Below are 26,762 nucleotides of genomic sequence, written 5' to 3'. Positions count from 1 at the left end.
TCACATGTATTTACATCAGCTATCCACCCCTGCCGCAATTGTCAACCTAGATATAGTGGAAAAAAACATACAATTGATGGCGCAGATTGCAAAGCAAGCAGGCAAGAAGCTTCGTCCGCATATTAAAACGCATAAGATTCCGGCTATCGCCAAAATGCAATTGGAAGCCGGAGCGGCTGGTATTACATGTGCCAAAATCAGTGAAGCTGAAGTCATGGCACAGTACGGTGCGAAGGATATTTTGCTTGCCTTTCCGACTGTCGGAGAAGCTCAGGTGGAACGGATTTTGAATCTTTCGCGTGATTGTTCCGTATCGGTAGCCTTCGACAGCGTTTACGGAGCGGAAAGACTGCATGAAGCCGCTAAAAAGCGCGGTGTAGTGATACCGCTGTATATGATTATCAATACCGGAGACAATCGGGATGGGGTTGCTTCCGAACGAGAGGCATTGGAGCTGGCTCAGAGCATCTCGCTTTTTGATCATGTGCGGCTTAAAGGCATTATGACTCACGAAGGACACGTTAATTTAGCGAAAGACACGGAACAAATCGTTAGAACGGCAACAGCGGCGGGCCGGATGATGGTAGGGATCGCCGACATGCTTCGTCAACATGGTTTCAACATTGAAGAAGTCAGCACGGGCACAACACCTGCATGCCGAGCCGGTGTAGCTGTCGAAGGTGTGACGGAGTGGAGACCCGGGACTTACGTGTTTAACGACGTTCGTGAGATGCAGCTCGCTACGCCGATGGCGGAATGTGCGTTTTCTATTTTGGCTACCGTTGTCAGTCGTCCGGCAGCGGAACGATTGATTCTCGACACGGGCAGCAAATCATTAACGTCGGACATATCCACCTCTCCAGGGTATGGATACATCAAACAAGCTCCATCGGCGGTGATTGAGCGTCTGAGCGAGGAACATGGGATGGTGAAGGTTCATCATACAGAAGATTTACAGATCGGCCAGCGGGTGGAGATCATCCCCAATCACGTGTGTCCGGTAGTTAACCTCATGGACCGGGTATTTGTAGTCCGGAACGATGAAGTCATCGACGAATGGAAAGTGGAGGCCCGCGGGAAAATCATTTAAAAAGATAGAAAGATACATGGAGGAAATATGATGTACGACATTTTGATTCAGGGCGGGCTGGTTGTTGACGGCAGCGGGGCTCCAGGTTATCACGCTGATGTTGCTGTCAAAGACGGATTGATCCGATCCATCGGTATATTAAAAAGCGTTCAAGCGAAGCGGGTGATTCAAGCGGATCAGCTTGTTGTTGCCCCCGGTTTTATCGATATCCACACACATGACGATCTGCATGTTTTAGAAAACCCATATATGGACGTGAAGATTCGGCAAGGGGTAACGACGACGGTTATCGGAAATTGCGGCTTCGGGCTTTACCCTGTGCTGCCGGAAACCCGTCATTATTTTAATAAATACGCAGCAGGACTGTTCGGAGCACCGGAAAAAGGGGAGCTGGGCTATTCGGGGTTAGATGATTTTTTCGCGGAATTCCAAAAGGTTGGAAGCGCCATCAATGTTGCTTCTCTTGTTGCACATGGGGTTATAAGGGTTGCGGTCATGGGATATGATAATCGTAAACCTACGTCTGCCGAGATGGAAAAAATGAAAGGTTTGCTCAGAGACGCTTTGCGCAGTGGAGCTGTCGGCATGTCGATGGGATTAATTTATGCCCCGGGTTTATTCGCCGATACGGAGGAATTGATCGAATTAAGTAAGGTTGTAGCCGAAGAAGGCGGATTTATTGCTTCCCATATGCGGAATGAAGCGAGCTATTTATTGGAATCGATCGAAGAAATGATCACAATTGCGCGTGAAGCGCGCGTGCCTTTGGAAATCTCGCATTTGAAAGCGGTAGGAAATTCTAATTTCGGTAAGGCCCGAAAAGCACTGCATTTAATTGAAAAGGCTAAAATGGAGGGCATCGACATTACATTTGATCAATATCCCTACCATGCAGGCAGTACGACAGCGACGACAATCCTTCCTCCTTGGGCACTCGAAGGTGGACACGGAAAAATGCTGGAGCGGCTGCGAAATGAAGAAACTCGTGCGAAAATCAAAGACAACCTGATCAACGGTATTCCGAATAATGCTTGGGAGAGCATGAGCAACTTGATCGGATGGGAAAATATGATGATTTGCACCGTGGAATCAGACAAGAACAAATCATTGGAAGGCAGCAGCATCAAGGAAATTGCTGAAAAACGGCACATCCCGCCTTTGGATTTGTTTTTGGACTTGCTGGTTGAAGAGGAGGGCCGCATCATTCTCATCATGTTTCAGCAAGATCTGGATGAAATGGAAACCGTCATGCAGCATGAACTGCAAATGTTCGGATCCGACGGCATTCCGCAAAAAGGGAAGAAGGCGCATCGCAGACTGTACGGCACGTTCCCTCAGGTCCTTGGCAAATATGTAAGAGAAAAAAACACCTTGCATTTGGAACGGGCGATTTATAAAATGACCTATCTCCCGTCGAATCGATTGGGTTTATTCGATCGCGGATTGATCCGGCCGGGGATGGTCGCGGATATAACCCTTTTCAATAAAAATACGATTGATGATCATTCGACGTATGCCGAACCCGCGGTCAATCCAAGTGGAATCGAAGCGGTCTTGGTGAACGGGGAAATCGTTCTGGAGAACGGTATCTTTACGGGAATTTATCCAGGTAAGCCATTACGAAGATCACTCTCAAATGACAGATATAAAATTTGACTGTGTACAGGACGTGAACAAAAATGGAAACCAGAATGCTTGGGAGTTCCGAACTGCGAGTTGGTATTTTGGGGATGGGCTGCTGGCAGTTCGGTGGAGATAGCAACAGCTATTGGGGAGACCAGAGTCAAAAAGATGTGGTTGAAGTGGTCAGCATGGCGCTGGATAACGGAATTAATTATTTTGATACGGCGGAGATGTACAATGATGGTGAGAGTGAAAGATCCCTCGGATTGGCGTTAAAGGGAAGGCGGCATAAGGCTATTATCGGCACTAAAATCAAACCTTCGAATACGAAATCCAAGACGTTAAGGGAACATTGCGAAGCAAGTTTGCGGCGCATGCAAACCGATTATATCGATTTGTATATGCTTCACTGGCCGATCAACGCCCAATCGATCTTACATTTTAGCAATGATGAAAGTCTGATAGCCGATCCGCCGACAGTAGAAGAAGTATTCCATACGTTAAAGGAACTGCAGCAAGAAGGCAAGGTTCGTTACATCGGCATCAGCAATCATGGAATAGAACAGATGGAAGAAGTCAGGAAAACCGGCGTACAAGTTGTTGCGAACCAGTTAATTTACAATCTGATCTGCAGAGCAGTCGAGACCGAGATTCTTCCGTACTGCGCTGACCATCGAATCGGTGTCATTGGTTATATGGGTTTGCATCAGGGCATTTTATCCGGAAAATATCGTTCGCTTAACGACATTCCGCAAGGGCGGGCACGATCCAGACATTTTCATTATAGCCGAGATCAAGGCTGCCGCCATGGCGAAGAAGGCGCGGAAATCGAATTGCAGCAAGCGCTGAATCATATTCAAGAGCTTGCGAACGATCTAGGCGTATCCGTCAGCACATTGTCTTTGGCGTGGGCGTTATCGAATCCGAAAGTCGCGACGACAATTTGCGGATGCCGCGACGTGCGGCAGTTAAAATCAAACTTGGAAGCGGCTTCGTATCTTTTGTCGCCTGTAGTTCGCGATCAGCTAAATGTAATTACAGCTCCGTTGTTGCATAAATTGGGTGATAATCCCGATTATTTTGAGAACAGCGGCAACCGTCGTATTCGATAATTTATACGATCCAAGAAATCAGTAGGAGGAAAAAAACATGGGAAACATAGAAGATCGTTTAAAAAGCCTAAATATTGAATTGCCTGAACCGGCGGCACCCGCAGCCATTTATATACCGGCTGTGACGGTTAACAACTTGGTTTATACATCGGGCAATGATTGCCGTAAAGATGGTAAACTGATATATATGGGTAAAGTGGGCAGCGATCTGTCGGTTGAGCAGGGGCAACAAGCTGCCCGCCAGACAATGATCAATCTCTTAGCCGTTCTTAAGAATCATATTGGGGATTTGGATCGCGTGGAACGAATCGTGAAATTGTTGGGGTTTGTCAATAGCGCACCGGGTTTTGTGGAACAGCCTTATGTCATTAATGGCGCCTCCTCCTTACTTGAAGAAATTTTTGGGGATGCCGGCAAGCATGCAAGATCCGCGATAGGCGCTCCGGAACTGCCTTTTAATACGCCGGTTGAGATTGAAATGATTGTTCAGCTTAAGTCGTAAAAAAGGGACAAAAAAACCAGTAAAACAAAGGTTTTAGCCGACTACAGCAGATGTTATCGGAAATGGGTTTAACAAAGGATATTGGATTGAAACTGTTATAGTCTACCGCAAGCAAAGAACCCGAACGATTGAGTTTTCAATCGTTCGGGTTCTTATGCTTCCAAGCGGAATGCTGGAGGTTTTTGGTGTGGTCGCACGGGCGCACCCATCGGCGGCGTTGTCCGCCCAACAACTTTACCTTTACCGGAATAACCAAACGATCCATGGCGTGCCGCACAGCGTGATGAACGAGGCCAGCATCATCGAAACCATCGCAATGGAGCCGGAGACGGGACTATATTCCAACGCTTGGCGTATGCCGGCCGAGTGAGCGCTGGTTCCCAGGAGGACGCCGCGCGAGACGGGACTTTGAAAGTGGAACCACTTGATGATCAGCGGACCGACGAGGATGCCGAGCAATCCGGTAATCAACGTAGCAAGCGCGGTGACGGACGTAATGCCGCCGGTCATGTGGGAGACGGCAAGGGCGACGGGTGTCGTTGCGGAACGCGGGGCGAGGCTGGAGACGAGCTCCGCACGTAAGCCGAACAGGTGGGCGAGACCGGCCGATGTGACGATGGCGGCGAGGGAACCGCAGCTTACGCTTGCGGCGATGACATAAGCATGGTTTCGAAGCACGTCGAGATGCTTGTATAAGAGGACGGAGAGCGCGATGGTAGCGGGTTCCATCATGCCGGTGAGCCATTCGCCTCCTTTGTTGTAGCTTTCGAAAGACACGCCGGCGATTTCGACGAGCGCAATGACGGCAACCGGCGTAACGAGCAGCGGAGTTAAATACAGCTTAGGATACAGGCCATAAATTCGTCTGGACACCCAATAAATCGCAACAGTACAACCCAGCCATAAGATCGCTTCCATCACTCGACCTGTCTTTCTTTCCGGGCGGACAGCTGCTGGCCGATGAAACCGCTGCAAATCATGACGGCAAGCAGGCTAATGGCGATGATGACGACGATGGCGATACCGTGATCCGCCAGCAAGCTTTTGTAATCGATGATGCCTACGAAGGCGGGAATAAAAAACAGTAACATTTCGGCAAGCAGCCATTGGGAGCCCAATTCGATCCACTCCAGGCGAATGATCTTACACTTCAGAAGCGCGAACAACATTCCAATCCCCACGATACTGCCCGGCACCGGGAAGCCAAGCCATTGGACGATGACGTCCGCTATTTGGGCAATTACAACAAAAAACAACACCTGCACGCCTGTGATCAACCATGACTTCATGGATCGCACCCCTTCCGCCACTGATTACAGCGAGTATACAAAAAGGAGTTCCATATGTAAAATGAATATATAGAATCAAATTCATTCCATTTATTTATGGTTGGAAGAGGGGGATGCCGATGGAGTTGCGTCACTTGCAATACATCGCAGAAATCGTGCGGTGCAACAACTTTACCAGAGCTGCAGAAAATCTGAATGTTACGCAACCGACCATAAGCAAAATGATCCAAAATTTAGAGAAAGAATTGAATGCGGACATCTTTGTCCGGAGCGGAAGACAGATCCAATTGACGGATGTGGGCGAAGCGATCTTGCAGCATTCCGGTCCGATTCTGCAAATGTTCGAAAGTTTAAAAACGGAAATCAATGACCTGACCTTCTTGAACAAGGGCAGCATTCGAATCGGCTTACCGCCCATGGCCGGATCGAGTTTCTTCCCGGACGTGATTAAAAAATTCCAGGATCGTTACCCGGGGATCACGATGAAGATGGTCGAAGACGGCGCGAGCAAGATCGAGAGAAGCATCGAAGAAGGCTTGCTGGACGTAGGCATATTGTTATGGCCGGTCGATCAGGCGGTATTCGATTCATTTCCGATCGTGAGGGATCAGTTAAAGGTCGTGATGCATCCCGCACACCGGTTAGCGGACCGGGAGCGAATCGAGCTGGCCGAACTGGAACTGGAGCGGTTTATATTTTTTAACAGCCATTTCGCCATGCATGACCGGATCAAGAACGCATGCCGTTCGGCGGGCTTCGTTCCCCGCATCGTATCCGAAAGCTCCCAGTGGGATTTAATCAGGGAGATGGTAAGAGCCGACCTCGGCATCGCGTTTCTACCGGGCACCATTTGCCGATTATTAGATCCGAATAAAGTGAAAGCGATTTCCCTGGTCAGTCCGGAAATTCCGTGGCAGCCCGTGATGGCCTGGAGACGGGAAGGGTATCAATCGTTGGCCGCAAGAGAATGGATCGCGTTCACGAAACAAATATTTGCCGAGCCCACTTGATTTTCCATACATTTTTTGTAAACATAAGACTCAAAAAAGGAGTGATTGGATGAAAGCGCTAGTTCATGAAGGGAAGAGCGGGTTGGAAGGTTTATCCATTCGGGAGATGGAAGAGCTGCAGCCCAAGGCGGGAGAAGTAAGGGTCAAAATAAGAACGGCGGGGCTGAACCATCGGGATCTTTTTGTCCTGGAACGTCATAAGCCGACAGATCCGCCGCTCATTATCGGTTCAGACGGCGCCGGTATTATCGATGCCGTCGGCGAAGGCGTGACGCATGTCCAAGCCGGTGACGAGGTGATGATTAACCCGGGTCTCGGATGGAAGGTAAACAGCGATGCGCCTCCCGAGGGCTTTGAAATTCTCGGCTTGCCGACGCACGGCACCTTTGCGGAGAAGGTCATCGTGCCCGGCGACAATGTCGCCCCTAAACCTCGATTTTTAACATGGGAAGAAGCCGGCGTGCTGTCATTGGCTGCGCTCACAGCGTATCGCGCATTGTTTACGAGAGCCCGTATCCAGCCCGGCATGAAGGTGCTGATCCCGGGTATCGGCGGCGGGGCCGCCACGTTTCTACTTCAATTTGCTAAAGCGGCGGGCGCTACCGTGTATGTAACCTCCCGCTCGCAGGAGAAATGCAGGAAAGCCCTGGAATACGGCGCCGACCGGGCGATCGACAGCCATGAAGATTGGGGCGCGGCGCTTGACGGAGCGAAGGTGGATGTCGTCATTGAAAGCGTCGGCGCGGCGACGTTTCACAAGTCGCTTGAACGGCTGCGCCTGGGAGGCACCATAGTGACGTTCGGAGCTTCTGCGGGAGATGTCGTCCAACTCAACTTGCGCGACTTCTTCTATGGACATCATAATTTGCTGGGGACGACGCTGGGAAGCGGAGAAGAGTACCGGGATATGATCAAGTTTATTGAATCCCATCAAATCAAACCCGTGCTGGATCGGGTCGTACCGTTAGAGCAATATGCGCAGGCGTTCGAGCGGATGGAGCGCGCGGCGCAATTAGGCAAAATCGGATTTTATATAGGTTTCGGCGGCCAATAGACGGGCTTGGTTTTTCCTTCATTTGTATGAACATACAAAAAATATAGCCTGTTATGGTAAATTTGTTATATGAAAATATATTTCTTTCTTCGTATTGAGGCTGTATACTTCAAATCACAGTCAGGCTGTAAGCGTTTCCCTTTGTCGATTTCACTCTTTTTGAACAACGAATCTCAAGGAGGAATGGCCATGTATCGCTTACCGAACGGAGAAGAAATTTTCATCATCGACGCGCACATTGCATTATGGGATGGCAGTCAAGAGAACCAATTGAACGTTCAAGGGGATCAGTTCATCAGTTGTTTTTACGATTATCACAAAAACCTGAGCCCGAAAGAGCATCTTTGGCCGAAGGACAAATTTCTGAAATATGAGGCAGGCACGTTGATCGAAGATGTGTTTGTCAAAGGGTACAGCGACATGGCGATCTTCCAGCCGGTGTATTTGAAAGAGTTCTACAAGAACGGCTTCGGCGACTTCGATGCCAACGAGGCGCTTGCGCAGCAATATCCGGGGCGGTTCATCTGTAACGGAACGTTCGATCCGCGCCATGGAGAGCGAGGCCTGGAGCAGCTTGAGAAGGATTACGAGAAATACAAGTGGTCCGGCATCAAGCTGTATACGGCGGACTGGTACAAGGATTCGAAAGGGTATAAATTATCCGACGACTGGTCTTATCGCTACCTCGAGAAGTGCGTCCAGCTTGGGATCAAGAACATCCACGTGCATAAGGGGCCGACGATCACCCCGCTGAACCGGGATGCGTTCGATGTCGCCGATATCGACGATGCTGCAAGCGCCTTCCAGGATTTGAACTTTATCGTGGAGCACGTCGGACTTCCCCGGTTGGAGGATTTCTGCTGGATCGCGACGCAAGAGAAGAACGTGTACGGGGCCTTGGCGGTTGCGATCCCGTTCATCCATACGCGTCCCCGCTATTTCGCGGAAATCATCAGCGAGCTGCTGTACTGGATCGGCGAAGACCGGATTCTGTTCGGAAGCGACTATGCGATATGGGAGCCGGGCTGGCTGATCGAGAAGTTCATCGCCATGGAGCTGCCGGAAGATATTCAGAAAGAAACCGGTGCGACGCTCGATCTGAAGGTCAAGAAGAAAATCCTCGGGGAAAATGCGGCCAGATTGTACAACATCGACATCGAGAGCCAGAAGGAGAAACTGCGCCATTGCGAACTGGCGAAGATGATCGCGAGCGCTAATAAAATCGCGTAAGCTTCTTTACAACAGCTCACTCACAGGAGGTGCATGCTATGTTGATGACCAAGGAACAGCAGGTATACAAGCAGCTCGTTAAGGTATATGATCCGGAGCTTGATCAGCCCTTAACCGAATTGGGGTTTATCGATCATACGAAGATCCATGACGATCAAGTGGAAGTCGTATTCCGTTTGCCGACCTATTGGTGCTCCCCCAACTTCGCTTTCATCATGGCGGAAGATATCCGGACCTGTGTCTCCCGATTGGAATGGGTCCGGGAGGTCAAAGTAAATTTGATCGACCACTGTGCTTCCGACGAAATCAATCAAGGGGTTTCGAAGGGGAAGCGCTTCAGCGAATCCACGAGTCAGTTCGGGGCATCCGATGGAGATCTTGACGAGCTTCGGAGGACATTCCAAATCAAAGCGTTCTATGCCCGGGAGGAAAAGCTGATCAAGCATTTATTGGCTGCAGGCTGGTCGAATGAAGCGATCCTTGCGATGACTTTGGAGCAGCTGCATGAGCTCCCGCTCTCGGAAGAGGGAAGCGGCATGCGAGAGGCATATTTGGAGAAGAAAGCGCAGCTCCACCATTCCGGCGTTCAGGCGTTTACAACTCCGGAAGGGGATGCTTTGACGCTGGAAGGATTCTCGGATTACTTATTGGGCGCCAAAAGGACAAGATTAAGCATGGAATTTAACGGCCACTATTGCCGCGGTCTGCTAGAGGCCCGTTACGATTTGGAAGCCACAGGCACGGAGATGTCATAAGCAGTGCAGTTCCATATGCTATCGGGAATGTTCATACATTCTTGATCATCATAAACAAAACACATTCAAAAGGATCGGTGATGAAGATGAGTAAAAAGGTGCTTATTCTAACTGGTGATGCCGTAGATTGCCTGGAAGTTTTCTATCCCTACTATCGCTTGTTGGAGGAGCAAATCGACGTGACGATTGCTTCGCCTACGAAAAAGAAGCTTCAAACGGTTTGTCACGATTTCCTTCCGCAAATGGAAACCTTCACGGAATTGGTCGCCTATAAAATCGATTCGCATGCTTCCGTCGACGACATTAACGCAGCCGATTTCGATGCGCTGATTATCCCGGGCGGACGCGCGCCGGAATACATCCGCATGAACAAAAATGTACAAGAAATTACGGCCCATTTCCTGCAGGAGAACAAGCCGATGGGCGTCATTTGCCACGGTCAACTGGTGTTGACGACCGTGCGCGAGCATATTCAAGGCCGCTCGATGACCGCTTATACTTGCTGCCGTCCGGAAGTGGAAGCGGCGGGAGCCCATTATGTCGAGCAGATGCTTGTCGTTGACGGCAACCTGGTAACGGGTCATGCATGGCCGGATCTGCCGGGATTTATGAGAGAATTCCTCAATCTGTTGAATGTGAACGAGAAAGTAACGGTGTAATCGTTGTTCGAGCAGCTGGTTACACGTGATTGTTGACCTGGAACCAGTGCACTCTGGCTTGATACCGGAGTGTGCTGGTTTTTCCCATTTATCACTTTTGAGAAGGTTGGGTGATTCGTCTGCAATTATTACCGGAATTAGCCAAGAAGATTATCCATGAAGTGGAATCGGTCATGACCGAGCAGCTGATTGTTGTAGGCGGTCAGGGGATCATTATCGCATCAACGGACAAAAACCGAATTGGCTCTTTTCATGAAGGTGCGACGATTGTCATGAAGTCGGGTCATAAGCTGTACATTTCCGATGAGGATGCGAAGCGGTTAAAAGGGGTGAAGCCGGGAATCAATTTGCCGATTTATTACAACAAAAAGGTGATAGGCGTCATTGGCATCACAGGTACTCCTTCTGTTGTTGAGCCTTACGCGGAGCTGCTTCGGAGAATGACCGAGCTCATTATTAGAGAGGCCCAGCAGAAAGAGAAGGAGGAGTGGGAAACAAGGGGGCTTGAAGCCTTTTTTTACGAGTGGATTCATATCCAGGACGTGGATCAGGAGTTTATCGACCGAGGCCAAATCCTGGGGGTTTCCGTTGAGATTCCGTATATTTGCGTCCTTTTCCAAGTGGATGTCCATCACCGCGACGAGGTGCTGCGAGAAGCGCAGCCGCTGATGACCGACTTTTTTCAAAGAAGTTTTGAACGCGATCCGACCGATTTTTTCATTCGCTGGGGCAACGGCCAATTCATTCTGATCAAAAATGCCAAAAATAATAATTCGCCAACAAAGCTTTCCCGGGAATTGGCAAAATGGCATCAATATTTTAAAAAGCATTACGGCATTAATTTAGCCGTCGGCGTGGGCAAGACCTTCGAGCCTTTCAAAATGAATCATACGTACAACGAAGCGAAGAAAGCGTTGAAGGTGGCTCAAAAGCATCATGAAATCGTTTATTATGAAAATTTATTGCTCGATATCGTGTTAGAGGAGATCAGCGCAAAAACGAGGCAAGAGTTTATCGACCGGATTTTATCGGAAATTCAATCGGATCAAGAGCTTCTTGAGACGATCCATATTTATTATAAGCATCAATTGTCCATTAAAGATAGCGCCGATGCGCTTCATATTCACATCAATACGCTTCACTACCGCCTAAACCAGATCAAAGAGCTTACGGGCATTAATCCCAAATGTCCGGAAGGCATTACGTTATTTTTAATCGCACTTTCTTTATTAAAATTGGATAATCATTCAATAAATCAGGATCCGAATTGAAAATCTTTGTATGTTCGCACATAGTTATTTCAACGGGCAATTTCTATAATGGTGATAACGAAAGGGGGACTTCTCGTGATTACGGAAGCGATCAGAAGTCAGCTTATAGAAATTGTCGGAAGCGCCCAGTATCATGACTCGAATGAAGCGAAACTATCTTATTCGTATGATGCGACGCCGAACTACCAGGCGCTCCCTGACGCCGTCATCATGCCTAAGAACAGGGAACAAATCCAGGCGGTATTAAAAATATGCAATCAGCATACAATTCCGATTGTTCCAAGAGGCTCCGGCACCAATTTAAGTGCCGGTACATGTCCAACCCAAGGCGGCATTGTCCTTGTGTTCAATCATATGAATCGAATTTTGGAGATTGACGAAGAGAATTTGACCGTTACGGTTCAACCGGGCGTCATTACGAAGAAATTAATCGAAGCCGTGGAGGCAAGGGGCTTATTTTATCCCCCGGACCCAAGCTCGATGAAAATCTCAACCATCGGCGGCAACATTAATGAATGCTCGGGAGGGCTTCGAGGTTTAAAATACGGCGTCACGAAGGACTATGTCCTTGGGCTGGAAATCGTTCTGCCGAACGGAGATTGTATGCGAACGGGCGGGAAATCGCCCAAGGATGTGGCAGGATATGATCTAACGAAGCTGTTTGTCGGCTCCGAGGGGACGCTAGGCGTCGTAACGGAAGCGACGCTAAAGCTCATTCCCATTCCGGAAACGAAAAAAACGATGCTTGCGCTTTTTGAAGATCTCGACGCAGCGGCCAGTACGGTGTCGGCGATTATTTCAAACCGGATTATCCCGGCCACGCTCGAATTTCTTGATCAGCCTACGTGTAAAGTCGTCGAGGATTTCGCCAAGGTCGGTTTACCGACAGATGTGAATGCGGTGCTGCTCATTGAGCAGGACGGACCGCCTGAAGTCGTGGAAAGGGACATGGAACGAATCGCTCAAATTTGCAAGGACGGACATGCGAGATCCGTGAAGATCGCCCAGTCGAAGGCGGAAGCCGAGGCATTAAGTACGGCAAGGCGGGCGGCGTTATCCGCGCTTGCGCGGCTGAGGCCTACGACGATTCTGGAGGATGCGACGGTCCCTCGATCGAAAATTAGCGAAATGGTGCGTGCCATTAATCAGATTGCAGAAAAGTATCAGGTAACGATCTGTACATTCGGTCATGCCGGTGACGGAAACTTGCACCCCACCTGCCTGACGGATGGAAGAAACAAGGAAGAGATGCACCTGGTCGAACAAGCGTTCGATGAAATTTTCCGGAAAGCGATCGAGCTGGGGGGTACCATTACCGGAGAGCACGGGGTTGGCGAGATGAAGCTGCCTTATTTATCGTTAAAGGTTGGAGAGGAAGGCGTAGCAGCGATGAAGGCGATCAAACAAGCTTTTGATCCGAACGGAATCATGAATCCCGGAAAAATGTTCGCAAGAGATGCCCGCAAAAGAGTGGTGATTAACGGATGAATCAGCAGGTGCAGAGTGAGATTCGACAGGGCTTTAAAGAACGGCTGGATTACGACGAGCTAATGAATTGTATGAGATGCGGCTTCTGCCTGCCGACGTGTCCGACCTATGGCCAAACCGATCAATATGAAGCGGCGTCTCCGCGCGGCCGGATCGCGCTAATGAAGGGGGTTGTCGACGGGGTCATTGAACCGGACGATGATGTGGAGAAGCAGCTGAACCTCTGCCTCGGCTGCCGGGCTTGCGAGCCGGTTTGTCCGTCCGGCGTGAAATACGGTCATCTGCTTGAGGAAGCCCGGGACGTGATTCAACAAAAGAAAAAGCATAGCATGCACGTGAAGGTGATACGGGGGCTTGTGTTTAAACAATTGTTCCCGCGCAAAGACCGGCTCAAACGCCTGCATTATTTTCTTAGGTTTTATCAAAAGAGCGGTCTGCAGCGCGTCGTTCAAAAAAGCAAATTGTTACGAATAATGCCTGGGAATATCGCGGAGCTTGAACGAACGCTACCGCCGATTGCCAGCGTCAGCGCGTTGAGCAACCGTCCTACCCATATCCCTGCCGAAGGACAAGCAAGGAAGAAGGTCGCTTTCTTCTCCGGTTGTCTGATGGATACGATGTTTATGGAGACTAACGATGCCACGATGAAGCTGCTTCAGAAGGCAGGCTGCGATATCGTGATTCCTCCCGGCCAAGGCTGCTGCGGCGCCTTGCACGCACACGGCGGAGAGAAAGATATGGCCAAACAGTTAGCCAAGGCCAACATCGTGGCCTTCGAATCGCTGGATGTCGATTATATCGTGTTGAATGCGGGCGGGTGCGGCGCCTTATTGGTTGAATATGACCACTTGTTGAAGGATGAAGAGCAGTGGAGAGATCGAGCCGAAGCATTTGCCCGCAAAGTGAGGGATTTTTCCGAGATTCTTGTTGAGCTTCAATTTGCCGAAAGAGGACTTTCGCTGCCGGAGCAAGTCATTACGTATCAGGACTCCTGCCATCTGCGGAATGTCATGGGCACAGCCAGTGCGCCACGGACATTACTGGCTTCCATTAAAGGCGTTCACTATCAGGAGATGGAAGAGGCGGATCATTGCTGCGGATCGGCCGGGGTCTATAACATAACGGAGAAAGAAATGTCAATGCAAATCCTGGACTATAAGATGGAAAAGGTCAACAAAGCACGTGCGCAAACGATCGTAACGGCCAACCCGGGCTGTCTGTTGCAGATGAAACTCGGCATTATTCGCGAGGGAGCGGAGGAGAGAATGAGAGCCGTGCATCTGGCCGACCTGCTGCTCGAAGCGGTGGACAATTCAAGCGTTTCCTGATGGTTCTTTCTACAGAAATTATCCAATGTTCGGCATTGTTTTTTATATAGATGCACATTTCATTCGGTTATGGCCATAACTATACTTGTAAGTAAGCATTGGGAACGAACATCATGCGATTCATGCGTTTCAGGGTGGAAGGGACGAAAGAGAACTTCCGCCTTTGTTCTATTGTAAGCGTTTCCTTTTGCTAACACCTTTCAAGGAGGAATGGCTATGTATCGCTTACCGAACGGAGAAGAAATTTTCATCATCGACGCGCACATTGCATTATGGGACGGCAGCCAGGAGAACCAATTGAACGTTCAAGGGGATCAGTTCATCAGCTGTTTTTACGATTATCACAAAAACTTGAGCCCGAAAGAGCATCTCTGGCCGAAGGACAAATTTCTGAAATATGAGGCAGGCACGTTGATCGAAGATGTGTTTGTCAAAGGGTACAGCGACATGGCGATCTTCCAGCCGGTGTATTTAAAAGAGTTCTACAAGAACGGCTTCGGCGACTTCGATGCCAACGAGGCGCTTGCGCAGCAATATCCGGGGCGGTTCATCTGTAACGGAACGTTCGATCCGCGCCATGGAGAGCGAGGCCTGGAGCAGCTTGAGAAGGATTACGAGAAATACAAGTGGTCCGGCATCAAACTGTATACGGCCGACTGGTACAAGGATTCGAAAGGGTATAAATTATCCGACGACTGGTCTTATCGCTACCTCGAGAAGTGCGTCCAGCTTGGGATCAAGAACATCCACGTGCATAAGGGGCCGACGATCACCCCGCTGAACCGGGATGCGTTCGACGTCGCCGATGTCGACGATGTTGCAAGCGCTTTCCGGGATTTGAACTTTATCGTGGAGCACGTCGGACTTCCCCGGTTGGAGGATTTCTGCTGGATCGCGACGCAAGAGAAGAACGTGTATGGGGCCTTGGCGGTTGCGCTCCCGTTCATCCATACGCGTCCCCGCTATTTCGCGGAAATCATCAGCGAGCTGCTGTACTGGATCGGCGAAGACCGGATTCTGTTCGGAAGCGACTATGCGATATGGGAGCCGGGCTGGCTGATCGAGAAGTTCATCGCCATGGAGCTGCCGGAAGATATTCAGAAAGAAACCGGTGCGACGCTCGATCTGAAGGTGAAGAAGAAAATCCTCGGGGAAAATGCGGCCAGATTGTACAACATCGACATCGAGAGCCAGAAGGAAAAGCTGCGCCATTGTGAACTGGCGAAGATGATCGCGAGCGCTAATAAAATTGCGTAAGTCTTATTTGATTCATCATTATGAATGATGATGGGGTGATGATATGCCGGCACGGATCGCATTAGCGGTCGTGGTCGCAGTTTTGGCAGGCGTGTGGACTTCCTTGAGCATCATGTGGGGATGGGTTACGTTTGCGGCCTTCGTATCATGGGCATGCTTTTTTGCCGCAGGCGGCGGAGGGAAAGGATTGCAAACGACGTTGATTACGAACTTTAGCGGTGTCGTTTGGGGGTTCCTGATCATCCAGTTTTCGAATGTCATCACCTCTTCCGCAGGTTTGGAATCAACCGTCGCCTTAGGTGTGGCGTTAGGCATCGTTGCCGGCGTCATGTGTCTGGTATCGAAGGCCGCTATTTTATCGTACGTCCCGGGCGTATTTCTTGGAACGGCCACCTACTTCGGAACCGGATTAAATTTTACGGGCAGTGCCGTTGGGTTAATCGTGGGCGCCCTTCTAGGCTACGTCTCGGCGAAAGGCAGCGAGCTGCTGACAGCCAAACCAAAGGTACAAGCGGAATCGAATAGAAATGTAGCCGGGCAGCCGTAATCGGTTATTGATTACAGACGCGGGGTTGTCCCAAGCCATATTCCTGGCTTTGGGAACAGCCCCTATTTATGGTTCAACGCGCTGTTCAATCCAGTTTGCCGCCGCTTCCATGAACTCATCGGAATCGTTCAAGAACTCCGTGCGCACATAATCAAGCCCTAGACGACAAGCCGCGCGCCGGTTCCCGTCCTTGTATAAAGAGGGGCAAGCGATAAGGCATATAATCGCTCCGCATTCATCTTCACGATTTGGCTTACCGCCTCTTCTACTAGAGGCTCCGTATGCTTGCAGGCGACGAAGGTTTGAATGCCAAGATGAGCCAAACGGCGCTCCAACGCAGATGCCTGCCTCAGCGTAACGCTCCCTAGAGGGTCGTTGATGCCGATGCTCCGATAACGATCCATTCCTTCTAGTAACCGTGCAGACGATGGCGGATTGCCGTTAAAATATAGGTATAGAATGCTTCCAGTTCATCGATGGATTCAACGATGCCATAGGCGAATAAGAGCAAGGCTCTCATTTCTTCTCACTTCCATGGATCCATTCGCTGGCCTTTCAGAAAGCTCTGGAGGCGGGCGTCGGTATGCTGGAATTCGATTTGCGCCTGACGAAGGACAACGTTGTCGTTGTGATTCATGATGAGACCGTGGATCGTACGACAAACGGCTCGGGTCCGGTCGGCGATTACACCTGGGCGGAGCTGAGACAATTGGACGCCGGCGGATGGTTCGGCAAAGTGTTCGAGGGCCTGAAAATACCAAGCTTCGAGGAACTATGCGATTTGATCGAACCTTATCCGGAGCTGCTGCTGAACGTGGAGGTGAAGTCAAGCCCTCATGCCAAACAAGTGGTGGATCAAGCCATGGGGATGCTGAAGGAACGCGGGTACTTACCCCGCTGTGTATTCACCTGCTTCGACGCAGCCGTCATTGCTTATCTTCATGATACGTACAACGTGAAGACACAAGGCTTCATGGCGGACGAGATGTACAATTTCGACCCGGGCGAACAGGGGACTTATTCGAAAATGTGGGCGATTGCCTTCCCGATGCGCTTGTTGACCGCCAAGAGAGTGAAGGCTTTTCAAGAAAAGGGGCTTCTTCCCTGGTGCTATTGCCCCGATACGGAGGAGCAGGTGGCATATGCGCTCGATTGCGGGGTCACGCTTCTGACTTGCAATAATCCATTGCCTGCAATACGCAGACTTCAAGAGATTAGATAACGGTAAAGGGATGGAAAAAAATCACAATTGCAGCAAGGCGATGAGCCTTGTTATATAGCGGATATCCGCTTCCATCAGTTCAATGGCATTATCAAAGCTGGCTTCCACAAAGGATGAAAGTCCGTGCTCTCCCTTGATCCGTTTCCCTAATTCCCAAAGCTGCTTCTGCTGTTCCAGCTGCGATAAATTATGGCGAAGCACGGCAAGCGCATCATCCTTAGGGAGCATATGGATTCATGCTAATCCCAAAGTAAAGTCGGATTTTGCCGAATGAGGAGGGGTGCTCAGTGAATGAAGCAGCAGTTCATTGAAATGGACTCTTCCAGCATCCGTGATCGCGTAAATTTTGCGAAGCCGCGCACCTGTACGCTCTTCCGCCTCAGCCGCAATAAGGCCTTCCTCCTCCATCTTGTTCAGCGCTTAATAGATCGAGCCTGAGAGAATGTTCGCCCGGATCATGCGGCAGTGTCAATGGTTCAATCACAAATATATGGATAACCCGGTAAACACCGCTTCGAAGAACTTTGGCCCATCTTCATGCAGCAACATATTGACACCCAAAATTCGTATGTGTTATATAGAAATAAGGATTAGCACTCTGATGATTGGAGTGCTAATCGTTAGCCGTGTTAAGTATTTCATGATTTATATAGGGAAAGGGGACCTGATCGTGGCCAAAAAACAGTTTAAAGCAGAATCGAAACGATTACTGGAAATGATGATTAATTCCATCTATACACAGAGAGAAATATTTTTGAGAGAGCTCATTTCGAATGCCAGTGACGCCATTGACAAAATATACTACAAAGCATTAACCGATGATCAATTGGTATTTAACAAAGAAGATTACTACATCAAAGTAACGGCGGATAAGGCAAACCGAACATTAACCATCTCCGATACGGGGATTGGTATGACGCAGGAGGAGCTTGAGAATAACCTGGGGGTTATTGCCAAGAGCGGCTCACTGGCATTCAAGAAAGAAAATGAATTGAAAGACGGGCACAATATCATCGGTCAATTTGGGGTTGGATTTTATTCGGCTTTTATGGTGGCCGATGTCGTTACGGTCATCAGCAAAGCTCTTGGCAGCGATGAGGCTTTCAAGTGGGAATCCAGGGGTGCGGACGGATATACCATTGTGCCGTGCGAGAAAGACGCGGTAGGTACGGACATTATTTTGAAAATTAAAGAGAACACCGAAGAGGATCAATATGATGAGTATCTGGAAGAGTACCGGCTCAAAGCGATTATCAAAAAATACTCTGATTTCATCAGATACCCCATCAAGATGGATCTGAAAGGCCGGAGACCTACAGAAGGCAGCGAAAATGAATTCGAGGATTATTACGAAGAACAAACCGTGAATAGTATGGTCCCGATTTGGAGAAAAAATAAGAACGAGCTTACAGCTGCAGATTATGACAATTTTTATACGGAAAAACGGTATGGTTTCGATAAGCCGCTTAAGCATATCCATATTAGTGCCGACGGTGCTGTGGTCTACCAGGCCATCCTCTATATCCCGGAGAATCCGCCGTTCGACTATTACACGAAGGAATATGAGAAGGGGCTAGAGCTTTATTCCAACGGCGTGCTGATCATGAATAAATGCTCCGATTTGCTTCCTGACTATTTCAGCTTTGTCAAAGGGATGGTAGATTCCGAAGATTTATCGCTGAACATTTCGAGGGAGATGCTGCAGCATGACAGACAATTAAGTCTGATCGCCAAGAACATTAAGAACAAAATCAAAAGTCAACTGCAAAGCTTGTTGAACGATGAAAGAGAGAAATACGAGCAATTTTATAAATCGTTTGGCAGACAATTGAAATATGGGGTATACAGCGATTACGGAGCAAATAAAGAAGTGCTGCAGGACCTCTTGATGTTCTACTCCTCCAAGGAGAAGAAGCTGGTCACCCTGGATGAATACGTATCGAGAATGCCTGAGGATCAAAAGTACATCTACTATGCTTCCGGCGAATCGCTTGAAAGAATTGAGAAGCTCCCGCAAACCGAGCTGGTAGCCGATAAGGGCTATGAAATCCTGTACTTTACCGATGATATCGATGAGTTCGCCATCAAAATGATCATGACCTATAAAGATAAACAATTCAGGTCGGTATCGAGCGGTGACTTAGGCATTGAATCCGAAGCTAATGAAAATCAAGCCGATGCAGAAGAGAACGATAACAAGGACCTCTTTGCACATATGAAAGATATTCTGAAGGACAAAGTGAAGCATGTCAAAGCGTCTAAGAGACTGAAAACTCATCCGGTATGCCTGTCTACGGAGGGTGAGCTAACGATAGAAATGGAAAAAATATTGAAGGCCATGCCTAACGCCCAAGATGTAAAAGCGGACAAGGTCTTGGAAATTAACGTCAATCACGAGGTATTTCAATCCTTAAAAGCCGCATATGAACAAGATAAAGAGAAACTGAATCTATACACCAACCTGTTATACAATCAGGCACTCCTGATCGAAGGCTTGCCGATTCAGGATCCCGTAGAATTCACCAATGATATTTGCAAAATCATGGTTTGATACGGTAATTAAATCAGCAACGAAAGTAACCCGATACTGGCGCAAGCCGGTACGGGTTATTTGTCTTTTACAGCAATGATAAAAAATGCTTGAAATTTACAAAATCCAAAGTATAATTATAGGAATAATGATGAAATATATCTGAATTTTGTCTACCGGATCACTGGAGACACAATATGGCCGTTGGCGTATTGTGTCTTTTTTGCTATTTGGCAGACAGCTTACTCGGTTTGCAAGCTGCGGTGCCGGACCATTTTTATTCTCGGAGGGGGATTATATGAAGCTGCATTTCTCCTGGTTTACACCGACCAACGGAGACGGAGAACGGATCGGATTGAAGAAACCGGAGAGGGAACCGAACCTGAATTATATCGTCGAAGTGGCGAGGGCTTCGGAAAGAGCCGGGTTTGACGGGATTTTAATTCCGGTAGGAACTCCATTCCTGGATTCCTGGATGGTCGGGTCGGCTGTCGTTCATCATACCTCTACCATCCGTCCGTTAATCGCGATCCGTCCGGGTTTTATCGCGCCTTCGCTTTCCGCCAAAATGGCTGCAACGCTGGACCGGTTCAGCGGCGGAAGAATTGACATTAATATTGTCACCGGAGGCTCGCCCAGCGAGCTCGGGCAGGACGGCGATTTCCTTCCCCATGATAAGAGATATGAACGAACGGAAGATTTTATGGAGGTGTTGTGGAAGCTCTGGGAAGAAGAGAAGACAGATTATGAGGGGCCTTATTTCTCCTTAAAGGATGCTCAGCTCGTCCCCCGCAATATTCAATCCAAAATACCTGCCTATTTTGGCGGGTCTTCGGATGCGGGCAAGGAGGCGGCCGCCCGATACGGCGACGTCTACTTGCAATGGGGGGAAGATGCCCGGGAGGTGGCCGAACAAATCGAGGATGTCCGTTCAAGGGCCGGCAAGTATGGAAGAACGCTGGAGTTTGGCATCCGCATTCATGTTATTGTCCGGGACACAGAGAAGGAAGCGTGGGAAGCCGCCGACAAGCTCGTTTCCGACATTGACCCGTCGGTCGAGCTAAGAATGAGCGAGTATTACCGGGAGGCCGATTCGGTGGCCCAGCAGAGAATGAACCGGCTGCTGCAAGGGGATTACCGGTTCGGCAAGCACAAATGGGCAGGCATCGGCCGCGTTCGCAAAGGGGCGGGTACGGCCGTCGTGGGAAATCCTGAACAGGTCAGGGAAGGCTTGCAGGAGTATATCGACATCGGCGTCACGCATTTTATTCTTTCCGGGTTCCCCCATTTGGAAGAAGCCGAACGGGTCGGGCAATTATTGCTGCCGCAATTCAGAAATCAACGAGTGGGCAACGTCAGTTTGGCATAATGAAAGGGGAGTCCGGTGTGACACTGACACGAGGCGAACGCTTTATTCAAAGCCTTAGAGATGAACGAAACGTTTGGATAGACGGGCAGCGTCTGGACGATGTGACGGCACACCCGTCGTTCCAGGGCACGTTAACGACGATCAAGCATTTGTTTGACATGTTGGACGACAAGCAAATTCAAGCGCAAATCGGGTTCCGAAATGCCGAAACCGGTACTTATGCTCATCATGCATTTTTGGTGCCTGCAAACCGGGAGGATTTGAAAAGGCGGCGTGCCGCGTTTTCCTACTGGGCGACCGAGACCCACGGCGTGATGAGCCGCTTGTCCGAATTTGCCCGTTCATTGGTGACGGGCTGGTATGCGGCGCGGCACGAGTTCACTTCGCTGGATCCGCATTTCGCCGATAAAATATCGCGGTATTACGAACAGGCGAGGGATCAGGATTTATTTCTGACGACTGCGCTGCTCGACCCGCAGATCGACCGGACCAAAAGCGCGGGCGAGCACCGGAATCCCGATTCCGTGCTGCGTATTGTCAAAGAAACGGAGGAAGGGGTGGTCGTCCGGGGAGCCAAGATGATTGCAACAGCCGGCCCCTACGCCCATGATTTCCTCGTTTATCCGTACTATCGGCTAAAAGAAACCGAGCGGGAATACGCCCATTTCCTGATTGTTCCCGCTAATCTCCCCGGTTTGCACATCATATGCAGAGAATCCTTCGCCTCCCTTAGCGGCGGCGATCATCCGCTAAGTGAAAAATATGATGAGATGGACGCCGTTTTGTTTTTTGACGATGTGCTGGTTCCTTGGGAGCGCGTTTTTCTGAAGGGAGACATCGACGGAGTCTGGAAGCTGCGCATGAACCGGACCGCCGGGGCGCTCGCGTTCCATCAAACCGTCGTTAGACTGCTGGCGAAGCTGGAGTTTGTCACAGGGGTGTCGGTTGCAGTCGCCCAATCGATCGGAGCCGACAGTTACCAGCATGTTCAGGAAAAGCTGGGAGAGCTGGTTATTCAGGTGGAAAGCATCAAGGGGCTCCTGCTCGCTTCCGAAATTCAAAGCAGCCGCACCGATGCAGGAATTGAGCTTCCTTCGCTGGGGCCGATTGAAACAGCCAGAAATTTGGGCGCTTGGTATTATCCCCGGGCTTTGGATATTCTGCAATTGATCGGGGCGGGCGGCTTCATGCAGGTTCCGTCCAAGCTGGAGGATCTGAACGGACCGCTCGGAGACATGATGAAGACTTACTATGCGGGCAAACAGCTCGATGCGGATCATAAAGTGCGCTTGTTCAAGCTGGCGTGGGATTTGGTCGGGAGTCCGCTCGGCTCCCGTCATGAACTGTACGAACGGTTCTATGCGGGCGATCCGGTACGCACTTATGCCAATCAATATGTAAACGCCGATAAATCCGAGTTGGAGAGTCGGATGCGGACATTCCGGCAAACTCATTATGGAAAGGAGGCGGAATCCGATGAATCGACAATCGCCGGGCAGCAGCTATCGCGCACGACTTTATGACGGAAGAAAGGTGTGGGTGAATGGCAGGGATGTAGCGGATGTTCCGAATCATCCCGCTTTTAAGGGAACGGTGGACACCGTCGCTTCTCTGATCGATCTGCAGGAGCAGCCGGAAACCCGGGATGCTTTGACCTTTACCAGCCCGGCTACCGGCAAACGGGTGAACGCGGCCTTTCTCGTTCCCTACGGCAAGGAAGATATTCTGCACCGCCATGAGGCTTTTCGGATATGGTCGGACGCGACCTTCGGGATGATGAGCCGGATATCTGAATATTCCCGGTCTCTGCTGACCGGATGGTATGCAAGCCGAAACCGGCTGGGAGGGGCTTCGGACCATTTTGCAGATAAAATCACCCGTTACTTTGAACAGAGCAGAGACTTGGACTGGATGTCCACCACAGCATTTCACGATCCGCAAATAGACCGTTCCAAGGGACCTTCCGATTCCCCCGACCCGGACGCCTACTTGCGGATCGTGAAAGAGACGAGCGACGGCATCTGGGTCAGAGGCGCCAAGATGGTGGCCACAGCCGCCCCCTATGTGGATGAAATTTTCATTTACCCGTTCCATCGAAGATCGTCCGAAGACTTGCTCTACTCGTCCATGTTTGCCGTTTCGGCCGGCGCTCCCGGACTTCATCTCGTATGCCGGGAGCCGTTCGCTTCGGAACAACCGGAAGAACACCCGCTCAGCTCCAGGTATGACGAGATGGATGCTGTCCTTATTTTCGATGATGTGTTTGTTCCTTGGGAACGGGTCTTTATCAAGAACGATCCTGAAGCGATCTGGAAGATGAGGATGGATCCGGCCGTAGTCGCCTTAAGCCAGCATCAAACGGTAGTCCGGTTGATCAGCAAGCTGGAATTTGTAACGGCGGTCGGCCATGAAGTCGCAACAACCATCGGGGTCACGCATCATCTGCATGTTCAGGAAAAGCTGGGCGAGCTGCTGGTACAGCTGAGCACGATCAAGTCGCTTCTTGCCGTCTCCGAAGAACTGGCGAAGCCGGACGCTGATACCGGAGTATGGCTTCCGGCCATCGAGCCTCTAACGACCGCCCGCAATTTGGGCAGCCGTTACTATCCGCGGGCGATCGGTATTTTGCAGCATATATGTGCCGGCGGCTTGATGCAAACGCCTTCCACGCTTGCGGAGCTGGACGGTCCGCTAGGTCCGCTGCTGCAAAAATATTACCGCGGAGCGTCCAGCCCTGCGAAAGAACGCGTGAGGCTGTTCAAGCTGGCATGGGATTTGATCGCGAGTCCTCTAGGCTCCCGCCACGAGCTTTATGAGATTTTTTACTCCGGCGATCCGGTGCGGGCTTATGCGGCGCAGTATTTGGGGTATGACCAGACAAGGCTCACGGACCCGGTTTGGAAGCTGATCGGCCAGCCCCTGAATGAGGTGAGCGCAAGATGAGTATGCAGTTTTCTGTCTGGGGCTCGAATATTGCCGGCGGATTTCTCCGTTCCGGAATCGAGCAGGATAAGGAAGCAAGCTTCGCTTATAACCTGAAGCTCGCCCAGCTTGCCGACCGTCTCGGCTACCATGCAATTTTGCTGCCCGTTCGTTATATTGGCGGTATAGGCGGGGGAGATTCTACCAACGGTCAACTCGACCCGGTCACGCTGGCTGCGGCGTTGGCCGCCGCTACCACCCAAATTCGGTTCATCAGCGCCGTGCTGCCGGGGTTTATTCCGCCGGTAACCTTGGCCAAGATGGGGGCGACCATTGACCATATCAGCTCGGGCCGATGGCATGTAAACCTGGTAACCGGCTGGTTTCAGGAAGAGCAGGAGATGTTCGGCGTACCTTGGATTGCGCATGAGGAGCGCTATTCACGCTCGGAAGAGTATATTGAAATTTTGAAGGGGCTTTGGCAGCAAGAAGCGTTTACCTTCGACGGCCGTTATTACAAAATCAAGGAAGGAAGACTCCGGCCTGCCCCCTATCAACAACCCTACCCCGCCATATTTCAGGGAGGCAACTCCCCAGCGGCCCGCAGTATGGCCGGCCGGTTATCCGATTGGTATTTCATTAACGGTGCGCCGCTGGATGAAATCAAGGAGCAGATTAGAGAGGTTCGGGAAATCGCCTCCTCCTACGGCAGAACGGTCCGATTTGCCGTCAATGCGTTCGTCATCGCAAGAGCAACGGAACAGGAGGCGCAGGAAGAATACCGGTTGATCCTCGAGCAAGCCGATCATGCCGCTGTTCGGGGTTTTCAGGAAAAGGCGAAGGGCGCCAAAGGAATGTGGGGCAATGCCTCGACGGTCAGCGACTTTGTCGCCAATAACGAAGGCTTCCGCACGGGGCTGGTCGGCTCCTACAGCCAGATCGCGCAAAAGATCAGGGAGCTTGAGAGCGCGGGCGTTCACATGCTGCTGAGCGCATTTCGGTTTCCGCTGGAAGAAGTTGTTCGTTTTCATGATTACGTATTGCCGCTTACGTCATTTATCAAACAAGGGATGGATGCCCGATGATTACATTAAAAGAGGTCAGTAAAACGTATCGAACGAAAGATGGCGATTTCTCAGCTCTCGTTCCCGTGTCTCTGGAGGTGGGGGAGGGGGAAATATTCGGAATTATCGGGCAAAGCGGCGCCGGGAAATCGACGATTTTGCGGATGATGAATTTGCTTGAGAAGCCGTCTACCGGGTCGGTCATTGTAAACGGCCAGAATCTCTCGCAATGTACGCCGAGGGAGCTTCGCGTGGCAAGAAGATGGATCGGGATGATCTTTCAGCATTTTTATTTGCTTCAAAACCGGACAGCAGCGGACAATATTGCGTTCCCCCTGGAAATTTCCGGCATGACCAAAAAGGACCGCGAAAAGCGGGTAAAGGAATGCCTGGAGATCGTCGGGCTTGAAGATAAAGCCTTCTCCTATCCGGCCCAGCTAAGCGGTGGACAAAAGCAGAGGGTGGCTATCGCGCGGGCATTGGCTACCGAGCCCAAGGTTTTATTATGCGACGAACCGACTTCAGCGCTCGATCCTCAAACGACCGGCAGCATCCTCGAATTTATTCGCGACATTAATAAGCGTTTCGGCATGACGATCGTGCTGGTCTCCCATGACATGGAGGTGGTCAAGCAGGTTTGCGGAAAAATCGCTGTCGTGGAGAAGGGAAGCCTTATCGAAACGCTGGATTTGGGAAGAAGGGACCAGCAACCAAAGACGGAAATCGCCAGGCTGCTGCTTGGAAGCCGTCCTGAAGTGTTGAAAGGAGTCGGTGCGTATGTTTGACAATCTGTTCTCCTTAGCACCGGAAATCGGGCATGCCATCGCAGAAACCGGGCTTATGCTGCTCATTTCTGTAAGTGCTGCCGTTCTGATCGGCATACCTATTGGTGTTTTTCTGTATTTTACCGGCAGCGGACAAATTTATGAGCGGCCGGCGCTGTTTCGAATCACGAATTATGTGGTGAATACGATCAGATCGCTGCCGTTCATCATTTTGCTTGTAGCTCTTATTCCGATTACAAGAACGATTGTCGGAACGACGATTGGCCCGGTAGCGGCAACCGTTCCTTTATCCATCGTCTCAATTGCCTATCTGTCCAGATTGGTGGAGCAATCGCTGCGCGAAATCCCTAAAGGAATTATTGAAGCGGCGCTGGGCATGGGCGCGACGCCCCTTCAGATTACGTGGAAGGTCGTGCTGGCCGAAGCCCGTTCGGGAATCCTGTCGGGAATTACGATTACGACAATAAGTCTTTTATCCTACACGGCGATGGCGGGCATTGTAGGCGGCGGCGGCATAGGCGACCTGGCGATCCGGTTCGGTTACTACCGGTTTCAGACGGACGTCATGATTTTTACAGTCATTTTATTGATTGTGTTCGTTCATATCATTCAATTTACGGGAAATACGCTGGTCAAACGATTAGATAAAAGATAG

Annotated in this window: 27 protein-coding genes; 22 read left to right on the top strand and 5 right to left on the bottom strand. The window is 50.2% G+C overall.

Going from position 1 to position 26,762, the window contains the following annotated elements; translation table 11 throughout:
• The 4 genes from JMF85_RS27295 to JMF85_RS27280 form a co-directional block, all read left to right on the top strand.
• The coding region (locus JMF85_RS27295) for an alanine racemase (RefSeq protein WP_236596021.1) at nt 1-1,090 on the top strand (1,090 nt) is incomplete at its 5' end.
• Between the two features lie 30 nt (nt 1,091-1,120).
• Nucleotides 1,121-2,746 carry an N-acyl-D-amino-acid deacylase family protein gene (locus JMF85_RS27290; protein WP_201319327.1) on the top strand — a complete coding sequence of 542 codons (1,626 nt, stop codon included), beginning with the start codon at nt 1,121-1,123 and terminating at the stop codon, nt 2,744-2,746.
• 23 nt (nt 2,747-2,769) lie between these two features.
• A complete protein-coding gene (locus tag JMF85_RS27285) occupies nt 2,770-3,825 on the top strand; it encodes an aldo/keto reductase (protein ID WP_141335910.1) in 1,056 nt (351 codons plus the stop codon).
• Nucleotides 3,826-3,862: 37 nt separating this feature from the next.
• Nucleotides 3,863-4,327 (top strand): RidA family protein, encoded by a 465-nt coding sequence (locus JMF85_RS27280; RefSeq protein ID WP_054797803.1) that lies wholly within the window; start codon nt 3,863-3,865, stop codon nt 4,325-4,327.
• A gap of 240 nt (nt 4,328-4,567) precedes the next feature.
• On the opposite strand, the gene JMF85_RS27275 is transcribed toward JMF85_RS27280, so the two are convergent.
• Both JMF85_RS27275 and JMF85_RS27270 read right to left on the bottom strand, forming a co-directional pair.
• The gene (locus JMF85_RS27275) at nt 4,568-5,245 is read right to left on the bottom strand and encodes an LrgB family protein (protein WP_155614481.1); all 678 of its coding nucleotides are present in this window, start codon (nt 5,243-5,245) and stop codon (nt 4,568-4,570) included.
• The gene (locus JMF85_RS27270; RefSeq protein ID WP_127610601.1) at nt 5,245-5,616 is read right to left on the bottom strand and encodes a CidA/LrgA family protein; all 372 of its coding nucleotides are present in this window, start codon (nt 5,614-5,616) and stop codon (nt 5,245-5,247) included. The genes JMF85_RS27275 and JMF85_RS27270 overlap by 1 nt, the downstream gene beginning before the upstream one ends.
• Nucleotides 5,617-5,735: 119 nt before the next feature.
• On the opposite strand from JMF85_RS27270, the gene JMF85_RS27265 reads away from it, so the two are divergent.
• From JMF85_RS27265 to JMF85_RS27220, 10 genes are all read left to right on the top strand, one after another.
• Nucleotides 5,736-6,626, top strand: coding sequence for a LysR family transcriptional regulator (locus JMF85_RS27265; protein WP_127610599.1), 891 nt, complete (start codon nt 5,736-5,738; stop codon nt 6,624-6,626).
• A 49-nt stretch (nt 6,627-6,675) separates the two neighbouring features.
• A complete protein-coding gene (locus tag JMF85_RS27260; RefSeq protein WP_141335907.1) occupies nt 6,676-7,680 on the top strand; it encodes a zinc-binding dehydrogenase in 1,005 nt (334 codons plus the stop codon).
• Between the two features lie 189 nt (nt 7,681-7,869).
• Complete coding sequence (locus JMF85_RS27255; protein ID WP_201319326.1) at nt 7,870-8,910, top strand: amidohydrolase family protein; 1,041 nt, start codon at nt 7,870-7,872, stop codon at nt 8,908-8,910.
• A gap of 38 nt (nt 8,911-8,948) precedes the next feature.
• Nucleotides 8,949-9,665, top strand: a complete 717-nt coding sequence (locus JMF85_RS27250) for an iron-sulfur cluster assembly protein (RefSeq protein ID WP_236596020.1) — start codon at nt 8,949-8,951, stop codon at nt 9,663-9,665.
• A gap of 86 nt (nt 9,666-9,751) precedes the next feature.
• Nucleotides 9,752-10,324 carry a DJ-1/PfpI family protein gene (locus JMF85_RS27245; RefSeq protein ID WP_201319325.1) on the top strand — a complete coding sequence of 191 codons (573 nt, stop codon included), beginning with the start codon at nt 9,752-9,754 and terminating at the stop codon, nt 10,322-10,324.
• A 110-nt stretch (nt 10,325-10,434) separates the two neighbouring features.
• On the top strand, nt 10,435-11,595 hold the full coding sequence (locus JMF85_RS27240; RefSeq protein WP_236596019.1) for a CdaR family transcriptional regulator: 1,161 nt from the start codon (nt 10,435-10,437) through the stop codon (nt 11,593-11,595).
• Between the two features lie 75 nt (nt 11,596-11,670).
• On the top strand, nt 11,671-13,083 hold the full coding sequence (glcD, locus tag JMF85_RS27235) for a glycolate oxidase subunit GlcD (protein WP_141335904.1): 1,413 nt from the start codon (nt 11,671-11,673) through the stop codon (nt 13,081-13,083).
• The gene (locus tag JMF85_RS27230) at nt 13,080-14,411 is read left to right on the top strand and encodes a (Fe-S)-binding protein (protein WP_127610589.1); all 1,332 of its coding nucleotides are present in this window, start codon (nt 13,080-13,082) and stop codon (nt 14,409-14,411) included. Before glcD ends, JMF85_RS27230 begins: the two co-directional genes overlap by 4 nt.
• 216 nt (nt 14,412-14,627) lie before the next feature.
• Entirely contained in the window at nt 14,628-15,668 is a 1,041-nt protein-coding gene (locus JMF85_RS27225) for an amidohydrolase family protein (protein WP_141335903.1), read from the top strand.
• A 43-nt stretch (nt 15,669-15,711) separates the two neighbouring features.
• Nucleotides 15,712-16,215: a DUF1097 domain-containing protein gene (locus tag JMF85_RS27220; protein ID WP_201319324.1), complete on the top strand. Its 504-nt coding sequence runs from the start codon at nt 15,712-15,714 to the stop codon at nt 16,213-16,215.
• A gap of 158 nt (nt 16,216-16,373) precedes the next feature.
• Here the strand turns inward: JMF85_RS27220 and JMF85_RS27215 are convergent, their stop codons facing one another.
• A complete protein-coding gene (locus tag JMF85_RS27215) occupies nt 16,374-16,619 on the bottom strand; it encodes a ferrochelatase (RefSeq protein ID WP_141335902.1) in 246 nt (81 codons plus the stop codon).
• Between the two features lie 134 nt (nt 16,620-16,753).
• Here JMF85_RS27215 and JMF85_RS27210 point away from each other — a divergent pair, with 134 nt between their 5' ends.
• Entirely contained in the window at nt 16,754-17,437 is a 684-nt protein-coding gene (locus JMF85_RS27210; protein ID WP_308645045.1) for a glycerophosphodiester phosphodiesterase family protein, read from the top strand.
• 21 nt (nt 17,438-17,458) lie between these two features.
• Here JMF85_RS27210 and JMF85_RS27205 read toward each other — a convergent pair whose 3' ends face one another.
• Together JMF85_RS27205 and JMF85_RS28725 are read right to left on the bottom strand one after the other, a co-directional pair.
• Nucleotides 17,459-17,665 (bottom strand): hypothetical protein, encoded by a 207-nt coding sequence (locus JMF85_RS27205; RefSeq protein WP_201319323.1) that lies wholly within the window; start codon nt 17,663-17,665, stop codon nt 17,459-17,461.
• Between the two features lie 6 nt (nt 17,666-17,671).
• Nucleotides 17,672-17,845: a PadR family transcriptional regulator gene (locus JMF85_RS28725; protein ID WP_201319322.1), complete on the bottom strand. Its 174-nt coding sequence runs from the start codon at nt 17,843-17,845 to the stop codon at nt 17,672-17,674.
• A 262-nt stretch (nt 17,846-18,107) separates the two neighbouring features.
• Here JMF85_RS28725 and htpG point away from each other — a divergent pair, with 262 nt between their 5' ends.
• The 7 genes from htpG to JMF85_RS27165 all read left to right on the top strand — a co-directional run bounded on the left by htpG (nt 18,108) and on the right by JMF85_RS27165 (nt 26,762).
• On the top strand, nt 18,108-19,988 hold the full coding sequence (gene htpG, locus JMF85_RS27195) for a molecular chaperone HtpG (protein ID WP_127610064.1): 1,881 nt from the start codon (nt 18,108-18,110) through the stop codon (nt 19,986-19,988).
• 277 nt (nt 19,989-20,265) lie between these two features.
• Nucleotides 20,266-21,336, top strand: coding sequence for an LLM class flavin-dependent oxidoreductase (locus JMF85_RS27190; protein ID WP_127610062.1), 1,071 nt, complete (start codon nt 20,266-20,268; stop codon nt 21,334-21,336).
• Nucleotides 21,337-21,353: 17 nt separating this feature from the next.
• Nucleotides 21,354-22,859: a 4-hydroxyphenylacetate 3-hydroxylase family protein gene (locus tag JMF85_RS27185; protein WP_236596018.1), complete on the top strand. Its 1,506-nt coding sequence runs from the start codon at nt 21,354-21,356 to the stop codon at nt 22,857-22,859.
• Nucleotides 22,813-24,279, top strand: coding sequence for a 4-hydroxyphenylacetate 3-hydroxylase family protein (locus tag JMF85_RS27180; RefSeq protein WP_127610058.1), 1,467 nt, complete (start codon nt 22,813-22,815; stop codon nt 24,277-24,279). The genes JMF85_RS27185 and JMF85_RS27180 overlap by 47 nt, the downstream gene beginning before the upstream one ends.
• Nucleotides 24,276-25,343, top strand: a complete 1,068-nt coding sequence (locus tag JMF85_RS27175; RefSeq protein ID WP_230876029.1) for an LLM class flavin-dependent oxidoreductase — start codon at nt 24,276-24,278, stop codon at nt 25,341-25,343. The genes JMF85_RS27180 and JMF85_RS27175 overlap by 4 nt, the downstream gene beginning before the upstream one ends.
• Nucleotides 25,340-26,107, top strand: coding sequence for a methionine ABC transporter ATP-binding protein (locus JMF85_RS27170; RefSeq protein WP_201319321.1), 768 nt, complete (start codon nt 25,340-25,342; stop codon nt 26,105-26,107). Before JMF85_RS27175 ends, JMF85_RS27170 begins: the two co-directional genes overlap by 4 nt.
• Nucleotides 26,100-26,762, top strand: a complete 663-nt coding sequence (locus JMF85_RS27165; protein ID WP_127610054.1) for a methionine ABC transporter permease — start codon at nt 26,100-26,102, stop codon at nt 26,760-26,762. Before JMF85_RS27170 ends, JMF85_RS27165 begins: the two co-directional genes overlap by 8 nt.

It is taken from the genome of Paenibacillus sp. EPM92 (assembly GCF_016586185.1).
In the GTDB taxonomy this organism is placed as follows: Bacteria; Bacillota; Bacilli; order Paenibacillales; family NBRC-103111; genus Paenibacillus_G; species Paenibacillus_G validus.
The sequence above is the reverse complement of the archived record's forward strand: the minus strand, read 5'-3'. Positions and strand labels throughout refer to the sequence as shown.

What these genes read in the sequence shown, in the direction of transcription:
- JMF85_RS27220 (WP_201319324.1), top strand. Translation starts at nt 15,712, where the DNA reads ATGCCGGCACGGATCGCATTAGCGGTCGTGGTCGCAGTTTTGGCAGGC.
- JMF85_RS27245 (WP_201319325.1), top strand. Translation starts at nt 9,752, where the DNA reads ATGAGTAAAAAGGTGCTTATTCTAACTGGTGATGCCGTAGATTGCCTG.
- JMF85_RS27165 (WP_127610054.1), top strand. Translation starts at nt 26,100, where the DNA reads ATGTTTGACAATCTGTTCTCCTTAGCACCGGAAATCGGGCATGCCATC.
- JMF85_RS27275 (WP_155614481.1), bottom strand. Translation starts at nt 5,245, where the DNA reads ATGGAAGCGATCTTATGGCTGGGTTGTACTGTTGCGATTTATTGGGTG.
- JMF85_RS27175 (WP_230876029.1), top strand. Translation starts at nt 24,276, where the DNA reads ATGAGTATGCAGTTTTCTGTCTGGGGCTCGAATATTGCCGGCGGATTT.
- JMF85_RS27270 (WP_127610601.1), bottom strand. Translation starts at nt 5,616, where the DNA reads ATGAAGTCATGGTTGATCACAGGCGTGCAGGTGTTGTTTTTTGTTGTA.
- JMF85_RS27215 (WP_141335902.1), bottom strand. Translation starts at nt 16,619, where the DNA reads ATGGATCGTTATCGGAGCATCGGCATCAACGACCCTCTAGGGAGCGTT.
- JMF85_RS27285 (WP_141335910.1), top strand. Translation starts at nt 2,770, where the DNA reads ATGGAAACCAGAATGCTTGGGAGTTCCGAACTGCGAGTTGGTATTTTG.
- JMF85_RS27205 (WP_201319323.1), bottom strand. Translation starts at nt 17,665, where the DNA reads ATGCTCCCTAAGGATGATGCGCTTGCCGTGCTTCGCCATAATTTATCG.
- JMF85_RS27265 (WP_127610599.1), top strand. Translation starts at nt 5,736, where the DNA reads ATGGAGTTGCGTCACTTGCAATACATCGCAGAAATCGTGCGGTGCAAC.
- JMF85_RS27250 (WP_236596020.1), top strand. Translation starts at nt 8,949, where the DNA reads ATGTTGATGACCAAGGAACAGCAGGTATACAAGCAGCTCGTTAAGGTA.
- JMF85_RS27180 (WP_127610058.1), top strand. Translation starts at nt 22,813, where the DNA reads ATGAATCGACAATCGCCGGGCAGCAGCTATCGCGCACGACTTTATGAC.
- JMF85_RS27190 (WP_127610062.1), top strand. Translation starts at nt 20,266, where the DNA reads ATGAAGCTGCATTTCTCCTGGTTTACACCGACCAACGGAGACGGAGAA.
- JMF85_RS27290 (WP_201319327.1), top strand. Translation starts at nt 1,121, where the DNA reads ATGTACGACATTTTGATTCAGGGCGGGCTGGTTGTTGACGGCAGCGGG.
- JMF85_RS28725 (WP_201319322.1), bottom strand. Translation starts at nt 17,845, where the DNA reads ATGGAGGAGGAAGGCCTTATTGCGGCTGAGGCGGAAGAGCGTACAGGT.
- JMF85_RS27225 (WP_141335903.1), top strand. Translation starts at nt 14,628, where the DNA reads ATGTATCGCTTACCGAACGGAGAAGAAATTTTCATCATCGACGCGCAC.
- JMF85_RS27255 (WP_201319326.1), top strand. Translation starts at nt 7,870, where the DNA reads ATGTATCGCTTACCGAACGGAGAAGAAATTTTCATCATCGACGCGCAC.
- JMF85_RS27260 (WP_141335907.1), top strand. Translation starts at nt 6,676, where the DNA reads ATGAAAGCGCTAGTTCATGAAGGGAAGAGCGGGTTGGAAGGTTTATCC.
- JMF85_RS27280 (WP_054797803.1), top strand. Translation starts at nt 3,863, where the DNA reads ATGGGAAACATAGAAGATCGTTTAAAAAGCCTAAATATTGAATTGCCT.
- JMF85_RS27170 (WP_201319321.1), top strand. Translation starts at nt 25,340, where the DNA reads ATGATTACATTAAAAGAGGTCAGTAAAACGTATCGAACGAAAGATGGC.
- JMF85_RS27230 (WP_127610589.1), top strand. Translation starts at nt 13,080, where the DNA reads ATGAATCAGCAGGTGCAGAGTGAGATTCGACAGGGCTTTAAAGAACGG.